Raw genomic sequence first — 23,999 nt, 5'->3', positions numbered from 1 at the left:
CATGTCACCTACTGGGTCTCCTGCGGTCTTGCGTGCTCCTGCTGAGCACGTGCACGCCGAAGAGCTGGCGCGACTGCGAGAAAAGGATGCCACTGCGCGACCTCAGGGTTGGCGACTGTCGCCACTGGCGGTGCGCCGCTTCATCCTCGGAGATGACAAGCTGGGTGTACGGCGCAAGTTCTACGGCGACGACGCGCTGATCGACCGTTGCATTGTCACGCTGATGAGTGATCGCGGTTTGTTACTGGTGGGCGAGCCAGGCACGGCGAAGTCCATGCTCTCCGAATTGCTGGCCGCTGCAATCAGTGGCAACTCGATCTGCATCATCCAGGGGACTGCGGGTACGACCGAAGATCAGATCAAGTACTCGTGGAACTACGCGCTCCTTCTGGCTGAAGGGCCAACACCGCGTGCGTTGGTGGGCGGGCCGATGTACGAGGCGATGCGCGCTGGAACGTTGTGCCGTTTCGAGGAAGTGACTCGTGTGCAGCCCGAAATTCAGGACAGCCTGATCAGCCTGCTATCCGAAAAAGTGTTGCACGTGCCAGAGCTCGATGGCGAGGACGCCACCGTGTTTGCACAGCGCGGCTTCAATGTGTTGGCCACAGCGAACATCCGAGACCGCGGCGTGCACGAGATGTCGAGTGCGCTCAAGCGCCGTTTCAATTTCGAGACTGTGCGCCCCATCACTGACCGCAAGCTCGAGACACTGCTGGTGCGGGAGCAAACCGAGGCGCTACTGAGTCGTGCACAGGTCGATGTCGAGTTCAGTCCGGACGTCGTGGACCTGCTCGTGACTGCATTCAACGACCTGCGGCAGGGCGTGACCAGCGAGGGTGTGGTTCTCGAGAAACCCACGGCGGTGATGTCATCCGCCGAAGCGGTGTCCGTGGGCTATGCGGCTTGCCTGGATGCACACTACTTCGGCGACGGAACGGTGGGCGGCGACCATGTAGCGCGTCAACTCATTGGTACCGTGCTCAAGGACAACCCCGAGGACGGCAAGAAACTGCGTCACTATTTTGATGTGGTGATCAAGCAGAGAGCCCAGCGCAACGCCCAGTGGAAGCGCGTGCTCGATGCGCGTCGTGAACTCGATCGTTGAGCTGAACAGCACAATGCTCCCTACGTCGGAGGCGGTGCGCGCGCTGGGCAGCCGGCTGGTCGGACCCGAGCTGGTGCTGTTTCCAGTGCGGCATCACAGTCCAGCTTGTGCATGGCAGCTAAGACGCTGGCTGGCGACGGTACGGCCCTGCGCTGTGCTCGTCGAAGGTCCACGCAGCTTCGACCCGCTCATTCCGACGCTGGTGCATCCAGAAGCGCGAATGCCACTGGCGATCTACACGTATGCCGTGTTCAAGCCGCAGGGCGAAGAGCCGGCGCGGCGCCGCGCTGCCTACTACCCGTTCTGCGATCACTCGCCAGAGTTGGTGGCGCTTCGATTCGCCCAGGATCAGGGCATACCGGCCCGGTTCATCGATCTTGATCATGCTGAGCAGTGCCAGATTGAGCCAGACGAAGGTGACGTCGACGCTCAGTCGCTCCTTGACGAACGTCACTACCGACGCAGTCGATATCTCTCTGCGCTGGCGACTCAGCTGGGTTGCCGAGATCATGAGGAGTTGTGGGAGCACCTGTTTGAGGTACCCGCGATGGAGCGAACTCTCGAAGAGCACGTGCTCAACATGGCCGCCTATTGCTTCCTGGCGCGCGTGGAATGCACGGACAACGAACTTCAAGCGGATGGCACGCTGGCACGCGAAGACGAGATGGCTTGGCACATCCGTCAAGCACTGGAGCGCCGTCAACCGAGCGACGGCCCGGTGTTGGCCGTGGTCGGTGGATTCCACGCCGTGGCACTGCCTGAGCTGATTGATCGCAAGGTTAAACAACGGCCCTCGATCTCACGTAGCACAGTCAGCGACGAGGCAGCCGCCCTGATCCGTTACGGTCAGGACCGCCTTGACCGGCTGAACGGCTATGCGGCGGGGATGACGTCGCCAGCCTGGCAGCAGCAATTGTGGGACCGCATGCTGAAAGGCGAGAAGGGCGGCGCTCAAGCTGGTGTGCGAGTACGGCAGGAGCTTGCGCTGTCCATGCTGTTCGATATCGCCATGGAGCTGCGCACCCGGCATGGCTTGGCGCTGCCCATGCCTGCTCTGGGTGCCGCTTATGAACAAGCGCTGAGGCTCGCGGTGTTGCGACAGCGCGCTGCGCCGGTCCGCGACGATGTGCTCGATGCGGTAACGAGCTGCTTCGTCAAGGGAGACGCAGACGCCGATGGTGCGCTCGTTCTGAGCGTGGCGCGGCGCATGCTCAGTGGGCAAGTCATGGGCAAAGTGCCGCCTGGCGCAAGTACGCCACCTCTGGTGCGGGATTTCGAGTACCGCGCCCGGCGCCAGCGGCTGAAAATCGATGATTCTGAGCCGCGTCGTGCAGTGCTTGATATCTACCGCCGCCCGGAGCACCGCATCACCAGCCGCTTGTTCCATGGCCTTGGACTCCTGGGTGTCCCTTTGGCGCACCGCAGCGCTGGCCCCGACTTTGTTAACGGTCTCGGACTTGAGCGGCTGCAGGAGCACTGGGACTACACGCATTCGGCGGCGACCGAGGCGGCGCTGGTCGAAGCATCGGTGTACGGCACCACGGTGCCTTTGGCGGTCGCAGCGCGCTTCGCCGAGCGGCTTGAGCGCTTTGAGTCTGGCGCCGAGCCGCGTCACGCAAAAGGGGCCGTCGCGCTTCTCGCACAGGCCTGCGTACTTGGATTGCATGACCACGTACCCAAGGTCTGCGGCACGCTTGCTGCGGTGATGGCCTCAGATGCGCAGTTCGAGACTGTGGCCGCGGCAGCCGGTTCGCTCGGTTTGTTGTGGGAGTCACGTGAGCCGTTGGAGGCGCGCGGCATCGATGAGCTGCAGCCGCTGCTTAAATCTGCCTATGAACGCGCGATCTACCTTGGGCGCGGACTGCGGGGCGCATCTGGGGATGGGCGTGAGGTGGTGGCCGGTCTGGCGAGACTGCGAGAACTGCTTGCCAGTGAGGCGGGGAAGCACCTGGATGACGCGCTGTACTGGGCGCTCATAGAAGAGCTGTCCACCGGCAACGACTCGGCGTTCGTACGTGGCGCCGCCGCTGGCCTCTCCTATGGAGCAGGTCGGCTGTCCGATACAGCACTTGGCACAGCGCTTGATGGCCACCTCAATGGGCTGATCGCCCCGCGCGACGCAGTGTCCTTTCTTGGTGGGCTGTTGCAGACCGCGCGTGAGGCTGCATGGCAGCAGCCCGCATTGCTGTCTGTCCTGGATCGTCTGCTCGCCAGCTGGGATGAAGCCGATTTCGTGGCCAATCTGCCCGAACTCCGATTGGCCTTCGCCGAAATGACCCCGAAGGAGACGGACCGGATCGCGCACGCCGTGGCGAGCCTGCACGACGCAGCCACCTTAGGCAGATTGGTTCGCTACGACGTGTCGGCCGAACAAGTCCAAGCGAATCTTTTGGTGACTCAGCAGCTGTTGGATGTTTTGCAAGCCGATGGGCTTGGCGCGTGGGTGAGCCCATGAAGGACCTGTCGCGCTGGCGTCTGGTGCTTGGAAAGTATGCCGAACAGGGTTTGCCAAATCAGGCGAACGGCTTGCAGGGCACCAGTGCCCGCATGGACCGGGCCCTAGATTACCTCTATGGGCGTGAGTACAAAGGTCGCGGCTTACGTGACGGTACCGCTCCGGGATCGCTGGATCCGTCTCAGGTCTCCCTCGTGACCTGGCTTGGCGAGGTTCGAGAGCTGTTTCCGCAGGAGACGGTCGAGATCATCGAGAAGCATGCCCTAGACCGGTATGGACTGACAGAACTGGTGACCGACCCGAAGACGCTTGAGCGCCTCGAGCCGAACCAACAATTGCTGCGTACATTGCTTTCGCTGCGTGGCCACTTGAAGGGTGATGTGCTGCATTTGGCGCGACGGATCATTCGCCAGGTGGTCGAGGAAATCCGCCGTCAGCTTGAGCCGGAGGTTCGACAGGCCCTGTCCGGGCGACTGAACCGCTTTCGCCACTCACCGATGGCGATCGTCCAGAACTTCGATGCCAAAGGCACCATCCGCAAGAACTTGAAGCACTTCGATCGCGAGCGGGGCCAACTCGTAATCGAACAGCTGCGCTTCTTTGAACGGAATACGCGTCGCCTTCCTTGGGACATCATCCTGTGTGTGGATCAGAGCGGCAGCATGGCCGACTCGGTGATCCACAGCGCAGTCATGGCGGGCATCCTTGCAGCGCTTCCCGCCTTCCGAGTGCGCATTGTGGTGTTTGATACCAGCGTCGTGGACCTTTCTGGCCACGCCGATGATCCGGTTGAGACGCTAATGCGTGTGCAGCTTGGCGGTGGCACCGACATTGCGCAAGCGGTCCGCTATTGCACCCAACTCGTTGAGAATCCGCATCGCTCTGTACTTGTGCTAGTGACTGACTTTTGTGAGGGCGCCCCGCCCAGCGAATTGGTGCGTGCGGTGAAGAAGCTGGCCGAAGCCCGCGTCAAGCTGCTTGGACTGGCCTCGCTCGACAGCCAGGCGCATCCCGTTTACGACCGTCAGATGGCCGAGCGCCTAGCCGCTTGCGGTATGGAGATCGCCGCCCTCACGCCGCAGAAGCTGGCCCACTGGCTGGTCAAGGTGATTTCGTGAGTTCGGTCGTTGACCAGCTCAGCGCACTGCTTGCGCGCTTTGATGACGAATCCTATGTGGCACTGGCCAACCGAGGCCTGGTGCGTCGTGCCCGTAAGGAACTGGAGCAGCAGAAAGTCGAGATCATCGAGCAGGGGGCAGCAGAGTTGGTCGTGAGCTTCGGAGCGCAGCGCATCCGCTTCGATCATCGCGGCCCCGCCCATGCCCACTGCGACTGTCCGGCGAGCGGTATCTGCCAACACATCCTGGCGGCTGCGATGGGTCTCCAACAGGCGCTGCAGCCACCGGCTGAGCAGGTAGGGCCGAGTCAAGAGTCTGCTGATGATGCGATCGGCCCGCTGCGAGCGGCGCTGCTTGACCTGTCTGCAGCAGAGCTAGTACGCCATGCTGGGAAGGCTGGCTATCGCTGGGCATGGCAGTACGTCCAAGATCTCGAGCCTGAACATGCGCTCTCGGTCTCGGGCGAGCAGTATCTGGTGCTCGCATTTCAGCGCCCGCGACTCACGCTTCGTTATATGGGCGGTGGACTCGATGCGCTCATTGCCGACGCGGATCTCGCACAGATTGAAAAGTATCGCGTAGCCGCGGTGCTTGCTTTCCAGCGTGCTCATGGTCGCGCGCTCACGCCGCCCGACCCCACCGTGCGGCAACGTACACAGTCGCTCGACCTGGGGAAGGATCATGCCCTACCAGAGACGCGCGATTCGAATCTAGAGGAGTCGCGAGCTCGACTACGCGCATCCCTGCGCAAGATCTTTACTGAGTCCGTCGAGCTTGGCTTGGCGCATTTGTCGCGCGGCATTCATGAGCGCTACTCGACGTTGGCTGTCTGGGCACAAGGCGCGGAGTATCACCGCCTGGCCTTGATGACGCGAAGGATTGCCGACCATGTCGAACTGTTGCTCGAACGCGCTGGAGGCGCTGATGAGTTGCGATTGTTCGACGAGATCAGCATTGCGCTCGCACTGGTGTGTGCGTTGGACTCGGCCGCGGCCCAGGGCGCTATGCCGACGAAATGGGTCGGACGTGCACGATCGCGTTATGAGGCATCCACGTCGCTCGAGCTGTACGGGCTTGGTGCACACGCCTGGCGCTCACCCGCCGGCTACGTCGGACTGACCATGATCTTTTGGTCGCCTGACGAGCAGGCTTTCATGTCCTGCACCGATGCACGCCCAGAAAATCAGAGAGGATTCAATCCCGTCGCGCGCTACAAGGCCGCCGGTCCCTGGACCGGGCTGGGTGCGCCGGCGCAGACTACCGGCCGTCGCGTGTCGCTTATAGGAGCCCAAACCAACGACACAGGACGTCTTTCCGCGTCGGACAGTACCAGCGTGAGCGTGCTCCCTCTGGACCCCGAAACCCTGGTGCAGCATTTGAAGCCGTGGTCGTCATGGGCTGATATGTTGAGTGCACGCAGCGAACACCGCGTGAGCCTGCTGTCCGAGCCCGATCCTATGAAGGACTGGGTGGCACTCCAGCCCGCAAAGTTCGGCGATGCCCGTTTCGATGACGCGCGACAGGTTCTCGTCTGGCCCCTTCTGGATAGTGCAAGGCGGACCCTTTCCGCCGAGATATCGTTCAACGAGTACACCCGCCATGCCATCGAGCGAGTGGAGCGACTGGCGCCGTCGGACCTGGTGCCTGGAACGCTGGTGATCGCGCGTCTGCGGCCGTCCAGCCAAGGCGGTGTCGCGGCTGAGCCTCTGAGCCTTGTGCGACCCGCCGCAACTGAAAGCCCCGTTGACGCGCTTCACTTTGATGATGCGCCAAAGCAAGGAATGGCCGCTTCAGTGGTTGAACGGTTGAAGCGATGGATTCCCACGCGAGATGTAACGACTCACATGCCTGAGCTTGTGCCAAGCGCGCATCGTGGCTTGCTGGATCTGCGACATGAACTCCAGCGAAGCGCTGAGAGAGGTTTGGCGTCGGAGCAGGCTCAAAGCGCATTGAGCGCGCTGATGCCGTACGCCGATCGCTTGGCCGATTCTGGCCTCACGGCCTTTCGCGCGGCGCTGGGCCAGGATGTGGCCATTGGGGAGCTGCTACTGCGAGCGAACTACCTGTGCCTGCAATACGAGCGACTCATGCAGGGCGACAACGCTGCATAGTCATGATCGGTGATAGACAACTTCATTATGGATGTCGCCAATCCCGCGCCTGAAGGGACTGCGACAGCCGGGGCGTCGCAGCGAGAGTGGCTGGCTCCCTCTCTGATGAGGCCCTTCTTCTTGTCGCGGCTGCCAGCAGCATGAAGCTGGGGCTTAAGGTGCTTCTGTTTGGTGAAGGGAAGCACCGAGCCACATGTCGGATGCTGGTTTGGTGCGATCTTCTGCTTTCGACCCAAAGCGGACTCTCGCGCTGAATGATGCCGGCAACCGGATTGGCTAGCCACGTCCAAGCCACTCATCAGAGCCGCGCACGTATGTCCACTGCTTGACCTATTCAGACGCTGTTTGCCGAGCCTCAACTAGGCACTTTAGGTGTGGAGTAGTGCGACAGTTGAACTGCGCAACCAAAACACGGTATCTGCGTAGCTGGTTTGCCGTCGCCATTGTCCCTACTTTTCGGACCTGTCAAAACCTGGCGGTGCAGAACAGACATAGCTGCTAGACCTGACAGTAGAGGGAGGGCGTTGTGAGAGCAGGGGGACTCGCGGTCGATCGCGAGGCGATGGTGTGGGCGCTGGGCTCGGCCTGTGCCATTCACCGCATCCCGTTCAGCTCCGACCTGCTGGCGCAGCAGTTCCCACCGCCGCACGATGATTCAAGCCTGCTGTCTGCCGCCCGCGCCCTGGGGTTCAAGGCCAAGCTGATCCGCGCCAAGCCGCAGCGCTTCGGCGATCTGGCGTTGCCCTGCATCGCGTTGGTCAACGGCGCCAACACACCGAGTCAGCACGGCGTGAGACCCGCATCGACCGAAGCGGCTGAGTCCGCCGCCAACGATCCGCAGTCGGGCACGCTTACCCCAGTCATCATTTCCCAGGCGGATGCAGAACGCGTTGCCTTTTTCCGGCCTGGCCAGCCGCGGCCCGAGGTGTTGAAGGTCGCGGACTTCGAAGCCCAGTTCGCTGGCCAAGTTCTGTTGCTCAAGCCCGCTGCGCCGCCGGTCGCCGACCCCGACGAAGCCGAGACCGCCCACGCCAACGGCCAAGCCAGCCCCCGCCGTTTCAGTTTCGCCTGGTTCATCCCCGAGCTGCTCAAGCACAAGAAAGTCTGGCGCGACGTGCTGCTGGCCAGCTTGGTGCTTCAGCTGCTCGCTCTGGCCACGCCCCTTTTTACCCAGGCCATCATCGACAAGGTAGTGGTGCACCGCACCCAGAGCACGCTCATCGCCATTGCCGTGGGCATGACGATCTTCATGCTCTTCACCGCCCTGCTCACCTGGGTACGGCAATACCTCATCCTGCACACCGGCAACCGGGTGGACGCCGTGCTCGGCTACAGCGTGTTCGAACATCTGTTCAAGCTGCCACCTCGCTACTTCACCCACCGGCCCACGGGCGTCATCGCCGCCCGCCTGCAGGGCGTGGAGACCATCCGCGAGTTCATCAGCTCCGCCGCCGTCAGCCTGATCCTGGACATCCCCTTCCTGCTGATCTGCGTGGCCCTGATGTTCTGGTACAGCGTGCCGCTCACCCTAATTGCACTAGGCATCCTCACTGTCATCGTGATCGCCTCGGCCGTGGTCGCACCCCTGTTCCAGAAGCACCTGAACGAGCAGTTCCTGCTCGGCGCGCGCAATCAGGCCTTTGTTACCGAGTACGTGGGCGGCATGGAAACCGTCAAGAGCCTGCAAATGGAGCCCCAGCTCAAGCAGCGCTATGCCGAGTACCTGGCGAGCTACCTGAACGCTGGGTTTCGTACCAAGCAGCTGGGCAACACCTACAACGTGGTCGTCAGCACCCTGGAGCAGGCCATGACCCTGCTGATCCTGCTGGCCGGCGCCTGGATCGTCATGACCACCCCGGCCTTCACCATCGGCATGCTCGTCGCCTTCCAGATGTTTGCCGGCAAGCTCAGCCAGCCGGTGATGCGTCTGACGGGTCTCTGGACCCAGTTCCAGCAGGCCAGCCTGGCCGTCAAGCGCCTGGGCGATCTGATGAACGCCCCCACCGAGCCCTACAGCCTTACCCCCAGCCGCCAGGCCGCAGGCATGGGCCGGATTGAGGTGCAAGCCATTGCCTTTCGCTATGGCGATGACTGCCCCTTCCTCTACAAAAACCTGAGTCTCACCGTAGAACCCGGCACCACCGTGGCCATCATGGGGCCGAGCGGCACCGGCAAGAGCACCTTGGCCAAGCTGCTGCAGGGCTTCTACCTGCCGACCGAAGGCAGCATCCGCATCGACGGCATCGATATCCGCCACTTGGCTGCCAACGAGCTGCGCAGCCTGTTCGGCGTGGTACCGCAGGAAACAGTGCTCTTCAGCGGCACCGTCTACGAGAACCTGCAGATGGCCAACCCCCAGGCCACCTTCGAAGAGATCGTGCAGGCCTGCCAGATGGCCGAGATCCACGGCGTGATCGAACAACTGCCCCAGGGCTACCAGACCGAAATTGGCGAGCGCGGCGCGGGGCTCTCAGGCGGACAGAAGCAGCGCATTGCCATTGCCCGAGCGTTGCTGAAGCGCCCAAAGGTGCTGATCTTTGATGAGGCCACCAGCAATCTGGATCAGGCAACGGCCGAATCCTTCGCCGGCACCGTCAACGCGCTGCGCGGCAAAGTCACCTCGCTGATTATCACCCACGGCTTGCCAAATAAACTAAAAGTTGAGCGAGTTATATATCTTGAAAAATACTAGACAGGTGTAGCGAGGCTCCACATGAAACCCCAGCACAAATACACCAACCGGATTGTCGGAATAGTCGGAGTGGGCATCCTCGTCTCGATTCTTGCTTGTCATCAACACGAAACCACCACTCCGGCGCCTGAGCCTCCGCAAACTGTCGTGACAGACGCTGATCTGGCTAATGTAGGCCCATTACCTACAGGTTACGTGCTGTTGCGTCGAGGACGGTATTTGCTCATGGCCCCAGCGCAATATGGATTTCAGCAAGGACCCTCAGGTTTTCAGTGGTCGTTGGCAACACGTTCAAGAAAGCTTACCCCCGAAGAAGACTATGCTGCTCGATTTCAGGGTCAGGCTTACGACTATAGCGTAGAATTTTTTCTTATTATACCAGAACGCCCAATTGGCGCGCTACCAACCGCCATGGAGAAAATTCGAGAAATTGAGAAGCGAGTAGACATGCCCGCGCGCCGAAAGCAACTAAGCGAAGGATTGGCAGTGTATGAGATTGGTACGGAAGGAGTAAAAAATGCTCAGAGAATATATATAGCCACTAATTCGTTGGACCCCATAAGCGGACAGCCTGTAGTAGCGGTTTGTGATGTTTCGCACCGGATTGGGTCTTGCAGAGCAAGTTTTCGATGGAAGGCAGATCTAGCCATAGACGTCCGATTCGCGCAGCAGCATGGACGAGATTGGCCTGAGATCTACAAAAACATCATTGAGGTCTTGAAGCTTGTAAAGGAAGTTGAGTGAACCAAGTATCTGTTCAACTAGGAGAGACACACCTTGCGGAAATTAGCGCGATGCGGGACCAGGCGCGGTTGCTACAGATACCGTATTGGAGGATCTACCAACGTCTTGCAGATATCTTAGTTGCCGAATATGGTGTAGCTCTAACTGATCCATCGGTACTATGGCTGCGTGGTGCAACGGAAGCCAATGCTGGGCGCGGTGCGATGGCAGCCCTTATCAGAACTTACACTGACACACAGCACCGGCTTCGTTATGGTATTAATGCGTCAGATTTAATTCTACCTGATACGCGGGGTGGAACAATAGTTGGAATGCAGCTTGCGTCAAATAGGGTTGCAGAAAATTTACTAAGTGATTTGCTTGGCGAGTCAGGTGATTGGTCGCGAGGAATAGTACCGTCAATTGGCAGAATTGCCAGTGCGGACGCAACCGCAGTGGGTACGGTATTGTTTAACAGAGATATCAACGATTCCGCCGCGGCAACTCAACAAAACTCAGCCTGGGCTGGGTCCTTGCTGTTCACGCAGCTAACACAAGACGAGAGCGCTCGACTGCTAGGGCGAACCCCTAGCAGGCTTGACTCTCTGAGTGATGTTCGCGATGCGTTGTATGCAGCATACGCGTACAAACTCGCAATCGATGCAGCTTATGGCGCCGCATTTGACGAGCCGATCCAGCTACTGGTTGACAGTTTCGTGATTGGCCAGACCGTCTCGGCCTATCTCCTCGGTCCGCGTTCCGTGGAGACCCTAATGCAAGCCGTCATTGGAGGTACAACGAACCCGCAGCTGCAGCCTGTTTTCCGACTGGTCGCACGGGACGGTCCCAGTGCTGCGTTAGACATGTTGATGGGAGCTATTCAAGGCCAGCAGTTGATTGGAACTACGTCGGTTCCGGAGTTTGAGTCGACCGCGCGCGCATTTTTTGGCGCCCTAAGCTCAGCTGAGCTACAGGCTCTCCAAGCTCGTTATCTGCCAACTAGCGCCGCTTCAATCGCGGCTGATGCGCTGGTCAACTCCGACGCACGTGCCGCACTGGTAGCTCTATCGCCGATTGCACTGTCGATAAGCCCGGCCGTCGCTGAGGCTGTGAGGCTCGAAGACGAGCGCTCTGAGTACACGGGCCTAAGTGAGTCCTGGGTTCGGGACAGATCGGGACTGCTAGCTGCAATGGCAGCTACAAGGCGTAGCCTGAGCGCGCCTTCGGGTAGCACGGTACAAGTCGTCGGCGATGAAGCTGCCAACTACTCGGTCACATTAGCCGATGGCTCCATTCGACGCTTAGAGGTCCGGCCAAGAACCCGGCGACCTGGACAAACGGGTGCTTTTTTTGATCGAAACATCGTGTTTGGAAGCGACTCCCGCGATGACACACTGAGCGGTACCAATGCTGAGCGCGTGCAAGACCGCCTCTATGGCGGCGCCGGCAATGACACGATCAACGGCCAGGCCGGCAACGACTATCTGGAAGGCCAGACGGGCAACGACACCCTGAACGGCGGTGCAGGTTCCGACACGCTGCTCGGCGGTGCGGGCAACGACACCTATCTGTTCACGTCAGGCGAAGCCAAGGACGGCGACGTCGTCGCTGACAAGGACGGCCAAGGCTCGATTCGGTTTGATACCAGCTATGTCTTGAGCGGTGGCCTGCTGCTTTCGGAGGGCATATGGCAGAGCGCGGACAAGAAAGTCCGTTACAGCCTGAGCAAGAAGGTCGATGGAACCCAAGACCTCATCATCGAGAAGCTTGACTCAAAAGATCGAATCGTTGTTCGGGGCTTTACCAACGGAAACCTCGGCATCAACCTGAGCGATGCTGCGGTACCGCCACCAAGCGGTCTCAACGTCTTGGGTGATATGGAGCGCGTGATCGACACCACAGTCGTGTCTGCGCCGGGTACGTGGCAATTTGTGCGAGACCCTGCTGGCCCCAACGTTCTTCTTACAGGGGCACCTCAGCCAGGCATCGACGATGTGCTGTACGGATTGGATCATACGGATGATCGATTGCAGGGCGGAGCGGGCAACGACGCGCTGAGTGGCTTTGGCGGTGACGACGTTATCGATGGCGGCGATGGCAACGACGTCCTATTCGGCCAACGTGGCAGGGATGTACTGCGGGGAGGCAACGGCAACGACGCGATCTGGGGTTCGGGAGGAGGTACTTCCCATGCGCCAGCAGGCGGAACCTACCCCGCGCTCAACTTACCCAGTCAGGTCTTCAGCCAGGGTTATGGGTGGGCGATCGGCATGTGGACCGACGCTGAGGGCAATCCCAACTACTTCCCGGTAGATAACAGCTTCAGTCCGATCAGCTGGACTGACGCGGGCAACATCATTGATGGTGGCGCCGGCGACGACTTGATTCGTGCAGGCACCGGTGATGATCTGGTGTACGGCGGTGCAGACAACGACAGCATTGTCGGCATGCAAGGCGCAGACACCCTGTTTGGCGACGATGGGAATGATTCGATCAGCGGTGACCTGCTGTATGGACAGCCTAACGGCGTAGAAGCAGGGACTCCCGGTGCGGGCGGGAACGACTACATCGATGGCGGAGCTGGTGACGACCAACTTTCGGGCCAGGAAGGCAGCGATGAGATCTACGGCGGTACCGGTGCTGATCGACTGTACGGTGATGGTTCGGCGATACGAGATGGGGTCGAAGTGCTCCCGCCAGCACTCCATGGTGCAGACTACTTGGACGGCGAGGCCGGCGATGACTATCTCCAAGGGGACGGGGGCGATGACACCCTGTTCGGCGGTGCCGACAACGATCAGCTGCTTGGCGATGCGCGAGTCAGCAATCTAAGCGGAGAGCACCACGGCAACGACTACCTTGACGGCGAAGGAGGCAACGACTCTTTGGAGGGCGGTGGCGGCTCAGACCAGCTATTCGGTGGGTCCGAGAACGATCAACTGCGCGGCGACAGTGGCGACAGAAACCTTGCTGGCCAACTGCATGGCGACGACTATCTCGACGGCGAGCAAGGTAATGACGTTTTGCAGGGGGATGGCGGCGCGGATGTGCTGATTGGCGGCGAAGGCGATGATTCCCTGCGCGGCGATGGAGACATTGCAGATCTGGGCGCGCAACATCACGGCGCGGATGAATTGGACGGCGGCTCCGGGATCGACTACCTGCAAGGCGATGGTGGCGACGATCGACTGGTCGGCGGCGAAGGCGGTGACACGCTTTACGGAGACTTTGGGACCGACGTACCCGGACAGGACGTTGCCCGCGGCAAAGATATCCTCGACGGTGGGACGGGAGAGGACTACTTATCTGGGGGTGGAGGCGACGACCAGTTATTCGGCGGCGAGGACAATGACACGCTAGTCGGCGATGGTGACAACGAGATCGTCGCCTTGCACGGCAATGACCTTTTGGACGGCGGTGCAGGCAACGACCTGCTGTCGGGCGGCAATGGCAGCGACACGCTTCTGGGCGGTTCAGGGAACGACAGCTTGTATGGCGGCAGCGCTTCCAGCCCGGGTAGCGAGAGCAACACTGACGCCGATGTGCTCGACGGTGGCGAAGGGAACGACTATCTCGACGGTGACAACGGCAACGATCAGCTATCAGGCGGTACCGGCGATGACTGGCTTCTCGGACGCAATGACCATGACAGCTTGACGGGTGGGGCCGGCAGTGATCGCCTGGATGGTGGCAGTGGAAACGATGTCCTGAGCGGCGGGGAAGGCAACGACGAGCTCGACGGCGAGGGGGGGGCTGACACGCTAAGCGGCGATGCTGGCGACGATTGGCTCCGTGGAGGTGCAGGCGACGATCAGCTTGATGGCGGCGCCGGTGTAGACATCGTCGATGGTCAGGCGGGCGATGATGCACTCGTCGGTGGCGAGGGCAATGACCGTCTATTCGGTGGCGACGGCAACGATGTGCTCACCGGGGGGCAAGGTGCAGACTATCTTGCCGGGGGAGCCGGAGATGACACCTACGTCATCTCTGCGTCGGACCTATACGACGCGGGCAACCTCAGAGAGAACATTGATGATCGCGAAGGCGCGAACACCATTGTTCTGGACGGCATGCGTGTTGATGCTGCAGGTGTCGCAGCTGGAGCGAGCTATGGCTCGGTGAATCTGCAGTTCTTGCAGGGCGAGATCGCGATTCAAAACGCGTTTGTACAAGCTGGCCTGGTGATCCGGAATGCCGACGGTACCAGCGCAACACTCGGAGACCTCATCACCGAGCGGTACAACGAACGGGTGTCCTACTCATCGATGGAGAGCGGGCTCAGTTTCGCCGGTGGGCGGCTGAACGACAGCCTGTCAGCCCTTGGGGCAGGTTCGACGTTACGCGGTGGCGCTGGTAACGACTTTTTGCGCGGTGGAACAGGCGGCGGATACACCTTCGTCTTCAATCAGGGCGACGGACTAGACCAGGTCAGCAAGGACGCGGAGCAAATTGCACTCGGGCAGCGCGAGGCAAACCGATTTGCTTTTGGTACAGGCGTCAGCTCCAACAGCGTGCGACTGTCCTATGACCCCGATAACTGGGGGATCACGCTCCACTATGGAACGCAAGCTGACGCAATCCGACTTGGTGGCGATCTTGACACCCTGATCAACCAAGGTCCGGTAGACCGCCTCACCTTCGCCGATGGCACCGTCATGACTTGGCAGCAGCTGCTTGATCGGGGCGTTGACTTGGTTCTCCCGCCATCATGGGCGGTGAGTAATCCCGTCTACGGCACCGCCGCGAGTGACCGGGTTCAGGGAGACGAGTTGAACCGGCGCTTCGAGACGGGCGATGGTGCCGATGTCATCACCTTCGGTACGGGCAACGAGATTGCGGATGGTGGCAGCGGCAATGATCGCTTTGTATTCAGTCGCGGTGCGGGTAGCGATGAAGTGCTCGCGTCAGTCAGTGCACTCGAAGCTAATACCCTCCAAGTCAATGGCTACACGATCGCGGAGGCGCAACTCATCCGCTATCAGTCCGATCTCATCGTGCGCTTCGCTGGCAGCCAGGATCAGGTCGCCTTCCGCGGCTTCTTCCGGGCAGGCTCTCAAGACAAACTAGAGATCCAAGGCCAAGTCTTCTCGCCAGCAACCGTTCCCCTCACGCCTCCCGACCTGTTGGTCACCGAGGGTGATGATGTCGTTTATCTATCCGAGGGTGCGGACACACTCAATGCTCGCGGCGGCAATGACCAGGTGTTTGCTGGTGCCGGTAACGACACCGTGATGGGTGGAGCAGGCAACGACCAGTTGTATGGAGATGCCGGTAACGACAACCTCCAAGGTGGCGACGGCGACGACGCCCTCTTTGGTGGTGACGGCAACGACCTCCTCGACACTGGCACATCCCTGGGTGGTTCGCAGACGGCAAACGGCGAGGCCGGAAATGATGTGCTCATGGGGGGCGGCACGCTGGACGGCGGTGCTGGCAATGACCAAATCACGCTGCGAGGATTCGGTACAGCCAGAGGTGGAAGTGGCGACGACACACTGAGTGCGCAGCAAGGCTCTGGATGGCTGGTTGGTGGGCAGGGTGCAGACACGTTCCTCATCAACCGAGGAATCGGATCTCTAGAAATCACCCTTGAGAACTGGGGTGCCCGTGAAGATGTGCTGCGATTCGGCCCCGGCATTGCACCGAGTCAGGTACGCATCCAGGCGCAAGGGCCAGACGGCGTGGTTTGGATCGACCTGCTTGATGCTGGCGGCAATACGACTAGTGACCGCGTCCGACTCCCCGGGTACGCCTTCGTGCAGGATGGTCGACTATTCAGCCGCGTCGAGTTCGCTGACAGCGCGTCGACCATTTGGACCGGAGAACAGCTGCGACAGTTGGCTGTTCAGCCCACCTCTGGCAATGACTTCATCGTCGGCACACCGAACGCGGATGTACTCGATGGACTCGCTGGGAGGGACATCGTGTACGGCGAGGGCGGCAACGACTTATTGATCGGGGGCTCAGACGATGTGCTGTATGGCGGTCAGGGCAATGACACGCTTGAAGCCAGGGGCCCATCCGTGCAGGTGATCGGTGGTGAGGGAAGTGACACCATCGTCGTTAGGCCTGGCGGCAGCGTTTGGGTCACGGGTACCGACACGGCGCCCGGATCGATCGACACGTTACGGGTTGATCCGTCGATCCAATGGGCCGACATCCTGGTTCGCCGTCCCGCAACCGGCTCACGTCGAGACTCCCTCCTGCTCATTCATGTCGACCCAGTGACGCGGCGAGAGACCCAAGTCGCCGAGCTCAATGACTACTTCAAGTCCGGAGCATCCGGCGGCGACTCGGTGATCGACAGAATCGAGTTCGACGGCGGGTCAGTCGTGTTGACTCGCTCGCAGATACTCAGCGCCATAGGCAACGGAACAGCTGGTGATGACCGCCTCGTCGGATCGGATGCGGCGGACACGCTTATTGGGCGCGCTGGAAACGATGTGCTTTTCGGTATGGATGGCGCTGATGTACTTGTAGGCGAAGCGGGCAGCGACCTGCTTGAGGGTGGAGCCGGCGACGACGTGTATCGGTTCGGATTGGGTCACGGGTCGGACCAAATCAATGAGGTGTCGTCGACCATCATCCCCGGCGCCGGAAACGACCGTCTTGAGCTCGGGGCAGGGATCACGACCTCAAACGTCACGTTCACGCGCGATGCGAACGACGATCTGATCCTTGAGGTCGCAGGCAGCGCAGACGAAATCAGAGTCTCTCGCTATTTCTCTCAGCCCAACGGAACGATTGAGACGATTCGATTCGCAGGGGGCACCAACTGGACCTTCGCGGATATCCAAAGTCGGCTGAGCAATGGAGCGGCCTCGGCAAACAGCCAAACGGGCACTGCAACTGCCAACAACTTCGTGGTTGATCACTGGAATGACACAGTCACCGACTCAACAACTGGTGATGGTGACACCGTGTCGGCCTCAGTGTCATTCGTGCTACCCAACGGTGTCGAGAATCTCACGCTGACCGGAACTCTGAATCTCAACGCGACTGGAAACGGCAACAAGAACACGCTCAGAGGTAACTCTGGCGGCAACACCCTGGATGATGGCGGCGGCGGCGATGTCTTGATTGGCGGCCAAGGAGACGATCTGTACATCGTCAGGCACAGCGGCCGATGGAGTAGCGCAGGTTACCCGGTCGTGCCCTCTCCGATCGACTCGCCGTTTGCGGGTGGGGCATATGAAAACGCCAACGAAGGCGTTGACACGCTGCAGACCGAGCGGTGGAGCGAAGCGCTTGGCGACAACATTGAAAACCTCGTTCAGCGTGCTTCAACTGCCAATTCGATTAGCTATGTATCAATCGATCCACCGGAAACGACCTATAGGTACATGATTGGCAACAGCCTCAACAACGTCATTGACGTCTCTGAGGCAAGCAGCGCCATCACGAACCCGTTCTCTCAGGTTCAGTGGTCCCAAGACCGGCTCCGCACGTACTTCATTGATGGAGGTGCAGGTGCCGACGTCATGATCAGTGGAGATACACACGACATCTACGTGGTCGACAACCTCGGCGATCGGGTCATCGAACGCGGCGGAATCGGATCGATTGACACGATCGAGTCGTCCATCAGCATGACGCTGTCCAGCGAGATCGAGCATCTCACGCTAACCGGAAGTACCGCAATCAGCGGTACTGGCAACGCGGGTAACAACACCTTGAACGGCGCGCGCAACAGCGCCGCCAACGTGCTGACGGGCGGCGCAGGAGACGACCGTTATGTGATTGGCTTAGGTGACTCGGTTGTTGAGGCTGCTGGTGGCGGGCTAGACACTGTGCAGGTCGACCAGGCCGGATCAACCACAGTCCGCCTGACAGACTTTGTCAATATCGAAAACCTCGGGCTAGGCTACGCCGCAGGTGATGTGAATCTCCAAGGCAATGCACAAGACAATCTGCTCTTTGGCAGCTACGGGGCCAACACCATCGAAGGTGGCGATGGCCACGACACGATCCTCGGACTAGATACGACCGCATACAACTACGCAAACATCAGCGAGCAGAAGGACGTGCTCCGCGGCGGTGCTGGAAACGACAGAATCTTCAGCTATTCCGGCGGCGACCTTGTTGAGGGCGGCTCCGGTAATGATGAGATCACGGTCGTCCGCCGAGCAAATACAGCCACCGCAGTAGCGATCGAGTTCGGCCTGGGTGATGGTCAGGATGTCATCAATGCGGGTGCTGCATCTGTCGATCTGCGGCTTAAGGCGTCAGTGTCGATGGATCAAGTGACATTCGCGCGCAATGGGGCAGATCTGATCATTCGCTTGTCGGACGGATCGAGCATGACGCTTCGGTTTGCATTCCCCAGCGAGACCGCGTCTGCGCTCCGTACTGACCTCGCGACCCGTCTCAGATTCGATGATGGATCCGTCTGGCAGCGAGAGCAGTTCGAGATCGCGCTACTCAGTTCTTCGCGTCGAACGGCGACCGTAGGTGCAGACCTGCTGTCGGGTAATGCTGGTAACGACGTACTTGACGGATTGGCAGGCAGCGATTCGCTCTATGGTGATCGAGGCGCTGACACACTGTCTGGTAGCGACGGTGATGACTACTTGGATGGGGGCAGTGGCGACGACACGCTTCGCGGCGGTGCTGGAGGCGACACCCTAGATGGTGCGGAAGGGGCAGATCTTCTCGAAGGTGGCGCTGGTAACGACCGCCTGTATGGCGGTGCCGGCACAGATACCTATCGGTTTAGTCGCGACTTTGGAAACGACGAGATCAATGAAGCGATAAGCCTGCGCCCTGAGTACAGCATCATCGATGCTGGCGTGGACACTGTGCAGTTTGACGGCAGTTTGAGCGTCTCCGAAATCAGCTTTGAAGCGATTTCCGAAGGCGGGACACCGCAAGACCTTCTTGTTCGTCAAGTCGGCAGTAGCCACTCGGTGAGAGTCCGATACTTCTTTTCGGAGGGGGGGCTAGCAACTGTCGAGCGTTTCGTGTTCAACGACGGCACAGTGCTCACCGCTGATCAGGTTCGGACGCTGGCATCGACGATTCGAGGAACGGACCTCGCAGATACGCTTTACTCACTGCCTGGTGGGGGTCAAGCACTTGGCCTAGGCGGCAATGATGTGCTCGAGGGCAACGCGGGCAACGATGTGCTTGACGGCGGACTGGGAAGTGACACGATGCGTGGCCGTTCGGGCAATGACGTCTACATCGTTGATGCTGCAGGCGATGTCGTTACCGAGAACACCAACGAGGGTGTGGATCGGGTGGAGTCTTCGATCACGTACACGTTGGGCGCGAACGTGGAAAACCTCACGCTCACCGGGACGGCTGCGCTTAACGGTACGGGTAACTCGCTGAGCAACACGCTGATTGGCAATGCCGGCAACAACACTTTGAATGGTGCGGCTGGCGCCGACACGATGCAGGGCGGTGCCGGCAATGATGTCTATATCGTGGACAACGCGGGCGATGTCGTCACTGAAAGCGCCAATGAGGGAACCGACCGAGTCGAATCGAGTGTCAGCTTCGTCCTCGGAGCGAATGTCGAAAACCTCACCCTCACCGGGACAGCTGCGATCAACGCCACGGGCAACGTCGCCAACAACACCCTGACCGGCAACAGCGGCAACAACCGCCTCGATGGTGGTGCAGGTGCTGATGCGATGACCGGCGGCGCAGGTAACGACACCTACGTGGTGGACAACACCGGCGACACCGTGACCGAAGCAGCCAGCGGCGGTACCGACACGATCGAGTCCAGTGTGACGTACACCCTTGGCACAGAAGTCGAAAACCTAACGCTCACAGGCACGTCCGCGATCAACGCCACCGGCAACGGCTTGGCCAACATCCTGCGTGGCAATGCCGCCGCCAATACCTTGAACGGCGGTGCAGGCAACGACACGATGCTTGGGGGAGCCGGCGACGACGTGTACATCGTCGATACCACGGGCGATGTCGTCACCGAGAACGCCAACGAAGGCGTTGACCGGATCGATTCGAGCGTGACGTTCACGCTGGGCGCAAACGTCGAGCACCTCACGCTGACCGGCACTGCTGCCATCAATGGCACGGGCAACGCCGGTGACAACACCCTGACCGGTAACAGCGCCAACAACACCTTAACCGGTGGCGGTGGCAACGATCGTCTTGTTGGCGGTGCAGGGACCGACACGATGGCAGGCGGGACGGGTAATGACACCTACGTGGTGGACGTGGCCGGCGATGTCGTCACCGAAAACGCGAACGAGGGCACCGACACGGTCGAATCCAGCATCACCTACAGCGTCGCCTCGCTCGCCAATGTCGAGAACATCACCCTCACTGGGACTGCGGCCATCAATGCGACGGGTAATGCTGCGAACAACCTTCTCATTGGCAACAGCGCCAACAACACGCTCACGGGTGCTGCTGGCAACGATCGCCTCGATGGTGGTGCAGGCACCGACACGATGGTGGGGGGTACCGGTAACGACACTTATGTGGTGGATGTAGCTGGCGATGTCGTCACCGAAAACGCGAACGAGGGCACCGACACGGTCGAGGCCAGCATCACCTGCAGCGTCGCCTCGCTCGCCAATGTAGAGAACATCACCCTTACAGGCACGGCCGCGATCAATGCCACGGGCAATGCTGCGAACAACATCCTCATCGGCAACGCCGGCAATAACACCCTGACTGGCGGTGGGGGCAACGACACCCTCAGCGGGGGAGCTGGGGCAGACATCCTGACCACCACGGCCGGCAATGGCATCTTCATCGGTGGCACCGGCAACGACACCTTGAACACCGGTACGGGTAATGACCGCATTGCCTTTGCTCGGGGCGATGGGGCTGATCTGGTGGTGGGTAGCGGCAGCAACAGCACCGACACGCTGGATCTCTCTGGGGGCATCACCCGCAGCAATGTGGTGCTGTTCAAGAACGGCAATGACCTGGTGGTCGAGGTGGGTAGTGGCGAGCAGATCACCCTGCGCAACTGGTACACGGGCAGCCGTCAGGTGGGCACCCTACGCATCATTGCCGATGCCAACTGGGTGCCCGGCTCAGCGGCCACGCCGACCAGCGCCGAGACCATCAACTTGGCCACCATCGCCAGCCAATTCGACACCGCTCGCACCAGCAATCCCGCCATCGTGCGCTGGAGCCTGGGCACCAACTCTGGACTGACAAGCAAAATGACTGCACCGACCCAATCCCCGAATACCAGCGACTCCACTCTACGCGTGACCGACCCGGTTCAGCGCGTACTCTCCACTGCCGACGTGCGCTGGGCAGATACACGTGGTGTCGAGACGCTGCGTGCCGTATCCGAGTCCGTGCCGAACACCGGCAGTCGTATGCCCTGGATGCGTCGAAACCTCTTGGTGGACGCCGCCACCCCGGCCGCCACACCAGCCGCCGCAGAGGGCAGCGTGCCCGCAGCGGCGCCCACCAGTGCACCCGAGCCTGTGGCAAACACCACCGCCCGCTTGGCCGAGTCCTGGTTTGCTGCAAGCCCACGTCACAACTTGGCCTTGATTCACCGCGGCCTTATTGAGCGCAACTGGTTGGGTGAGACCGTCGATGCAGACACCCCCGAAAATGGGCTGCCGGTGCAAGCCGATGCGACCACGGCCTCGGCCAGCGACCTGCTTTGGATTCATGATCAGCAGCCTGCAGCGGGCATCAAGCAGACCGATACCCACACTGCCCCCAACAGTATTAAGGAGGCTGCGGTCCGGGCCGCATTGGCTGAACAAGCAGTGGCAGCAGGCGCCGCCGATGGCGAGATCGCGGTCTGCGATGACCCGACCGCTATGGCCTCTGGTAAGGGAGAGGATGCCCAGATGGGTTCGCCGAACACCATCAAACTGGGTGGCCAGGTCAGTACTAATGAATCGGAGATCGCGATCTGCGAAGCGCCCAAGGACAGCGCGCTCGACGAGCTCATGGTGGCCTCACCCAACAGCATCAAAGTCGCCGCCGGGCGGGGGCCTGCGCTCCCCTTGGTGAGCGAAAGTACCGCTGTGACGCAGGTCTCCGGACTCTTGCGCCCTGCACCGCGCTTCCTGTTTGAGCAGGAGCTGCCCGATGGCGGCGCATTCATGCCCGATGCACCGGTGGAGCCTGTGTTCACGCCGCTTTACCCGGTTCTGGATCGCTGGACGGTGTCGGACAGCACTCTGGACCAGTGGCAGCGCGCCATCGCAACCGATGGCGCTGGGGATAGCGACACCGCCGTCATCGCGCCCGACGCAGGTCTTCTGATGGTGGCACCGCCTGATCGTGGGCAGGCGTTGACGCAGGATCCTCTGCTGGCTGACCGGGAAGCTCGCTGGGCGCGCCGTGGCTACTCCATGGAGCCCTAATGAGCGCCACAGCTGAGTTACGGGGGCTGCGCACCCAGGCTTTGGACTTTGCCCCCGATCTGCTGGCGTTGCAGGAGCGGCCCCCGCAGCGCCTGCCGCGGGCACTGCTCTGGAGTGTCAGCGCCCTGTTCGGGCTGCTGACGCTCTGGGCGGTCTTCGGCAAGCTGGACATCATCGTCAGCGCCGAGGGTCGGCTCGTGCCGCAGCAGTTCACCCGAGTTGTCCAGCCCGTGGATGGCGGGCGGGTGCAGGAGTTACTGGTGCGGGAGGGCGACATGGTCCAGGCTGGACAGGTGCTGATGCGTCTGGATGCGCAGGCAGCGCAAGCCGATCTGGGTATCCTGGCGAACGATGAGGCCACCCGAGCACTCACACTTCGCCGGATCGATGCCGAGCTCCAGGGTCTACCCTTCATCCAGAAGGCAGGGGACCCGCCGGCCCTCTATGCAGAGATCCTGGCGCAATACGGTGCGCGACGCCGAGCGTTCGAGGATTCCATCCGCCAGGAACAGGAGACCTTGAACAAGGCGCGCCAGGAGCTCGAAGCCGCCCGCCAAGTGGAGAAGAAGCTGGAGCAGACCCTGCCGATTTTGCGCGAGCAGGCCGCCGCCCAAGAGAACCTCGCCGCCAGCGGCTTCGTCTCTCCGTTGGCCGCCAAAGACAAGGTCCGGGAGCGCCTGGAGCGAGAGCAGGATCTGAAGGCGCAGCAGGCCAGCATCGAGGCCCTGAAAGCGGTGATTGCGCAGGCCGAGCGGCGTATCGCGTCTGTGCGCTCCGCCTATGAGAGTGAGCTGCAAAGCCAGCGCGTGCAGGCCAGCGGCGAACTCAGCCGCCTGCGGGGCGAGCTAGCCAAACAGACCCACCGTGCCGGGCTGCTGGAACTGCGCGCGCCGGTCGATGGCACCGTTACAGAACTGAACAGCTTGGCAGTTGGCGCGGTTGCACCCGCCGGCAGCGTGCTGCTCAAGGTCGTACCCGCCAATGAGCCGCTCATGGCCGAGGTGACGGTGCGCAATGAAGATGCGGGTTACGTGGCGCCGGGTCAACGGGTACGCATCAAGGTTGCTGCCTATCCCTTCCAGAAGCACGGGATGCTCGAAGGCGCGGTACTGACACTGTCCGCGGACTCCGCCGATGACGCAAGTGCCCAACGCGCGCCGCTTGGGCAAAGCTCGGTGGGCAGCGCGCTGCAGCAGCCCTTGGGGTATCGGGCCTTGGTCAAGCTGGACAGTCAGACGTTTCAGAGCCAGGCGGATGGCCGACCTCTCCGGCTATCTGCGGGCTTGCTCGTCAGTGCGGAGGTACACCAAGGTCGGCGCACGGTGCTGGAGTATTTGCTCTCACCGATCCAGAAGGTGGGTGGCGAGGCAGCTCGGGAGCGGTAAGTGCAAGTTGCGCATAGCAATGTGCAGCACGAAGCCGTCGCTGAATCACGGGGCTAGGTGGCGGACGCAGTGACCTCCGCTTTT

Annotated in this window: 8 protein-coding genes; all 8 read left to right on the top strand. The window is 60.9% G+C overall.

Annotated features, from left to right (window positions below):
- Position 1: 1 nt before the first annotated feature.
- The 8 genes from ACMDW7_RS12260 to ACMDW7_RS12225 all read left to right on the top strand — a co-directional run bounded on the left by ACMDW7_RS12260 (position 2) and on the right by ACMDW7_RS12225 (position 23,915).
- Complete coding sequence (locus ACMDW7_RS12260) at positions 2-1,105, top strand: ATP-binding protein (protein ID WP_377304217.1); 1,104 nt, start codon at positions 2-4, stop codon at positions 1,103-1,105.
- A complete protein-coding gene (locus ACMDW7_RS12255; protein WP_377304218.1) occupies positions 1,089-3,560 on the top strand; it encodes a DUF5682 family protein in 2,472 nt (823 codons plus the stop codon). Before ACMDW7_RS12260 ends, ACMDW7_RS12255 begins: the two co-directional genes overlap by 17 nt.
- On the top strand, positions 3,557-4,678 hold the full coding sequence (locus ACMDW7_RS12250) for a VWA domain-containing protein (RefSeq protein WP_377304220.1): 1,122 nt from the start codon (positions 3,557-3,559) through the stop codon (positions 4,676-4,678). The genes ACMDW7_RS12255 and ACMDW7_RS12250 overlap by 4 nt, the downstream gene beginning before the upstream one ends.
- Positions 4,675-6,789: a hypothetical protein gene (locus tag ACMDW7_RS12245; protein ID WP_377304222.1), complete on the top strand. Its 2,115-nt coding sequence runs from the start codon at positions 4,675-4,677 to the stop codon at positions 6,787-6,789. Before ACMDW7_RS12250 ends, ACMDW7_RS12245 begins: the two co-directional genes overlap by 4 nt.
- Before the next feature lie 526 nt (positions 6,790-7,315).
- Positions 7,316-9,481, top strand: a complete 2,166-nt coding sequence (locus ACMDW7_RS12240; protein WP_414859553.1) for a peptidase domain-containing ABC transporter — start codon at positions 7,316-7,318, stop codon at positions 9,479-9,481.
- A 21-nt stretch (positions 9,482-9,502) separates the two neighbouring features.
- On the top strand, positions 9,503-10,225 hold the full coding sequence (locus ACMDW7_RS12235; RefSeq protein ID WP_377300476.1) for a hypothetical protein: 723 nt from the start codon (positions 9,503-9,505) through the stop codon (positions 10,223-10,225).
- A 512-nt stretch (positions 10,226-10,737) separates the two neighbouring features.
- Positions 10,738-22,530 carry a calcium-binding protein gene (locus ACMDW7_RS12230; RefSeq protein ID WP_377300477.1) on the top strand — a complete coding sequence of 3,931 codons (11,793 nt, stop codon included), beginning with the start codon at positions 10,738-10,740 and terminating at the stop codon, positions 22,528-22,530.
- Positions 22,530-23,915, top strand: a complete 1,386-nt coding sequence (locus ACMDW7_RS12225) for an HlyD family type I secretion periplasmic adaptor subunit (protein ID WP_377300478.1) — start codon at positions 22,530-22,532, stop codon at positions 23,913-23,915. Before ACMDW7_RS12230 ends, ACMDW7_RS12225 begins: the two co-directional genes overlap by 1 nt.
- Positions 23,916-23,999: the final 84 nt, after the last annotated feature.

It is taken from the genome of Piscinibacterium candidicorallinum (assembly GCF_047549485.1).
GTDB lineage: Bacteria > Pseudomonadota > Gammaproteobacteria > Burkholderiales > Burkholderiaceae_C > Piscinibacterium > Piscinibacterium candidicorallinum.
The sequence above is the reverse complement of the archived record's forward strand: the minus strand, read 5'-3'. Positions and strand labels throughout refer to the sequence as shown.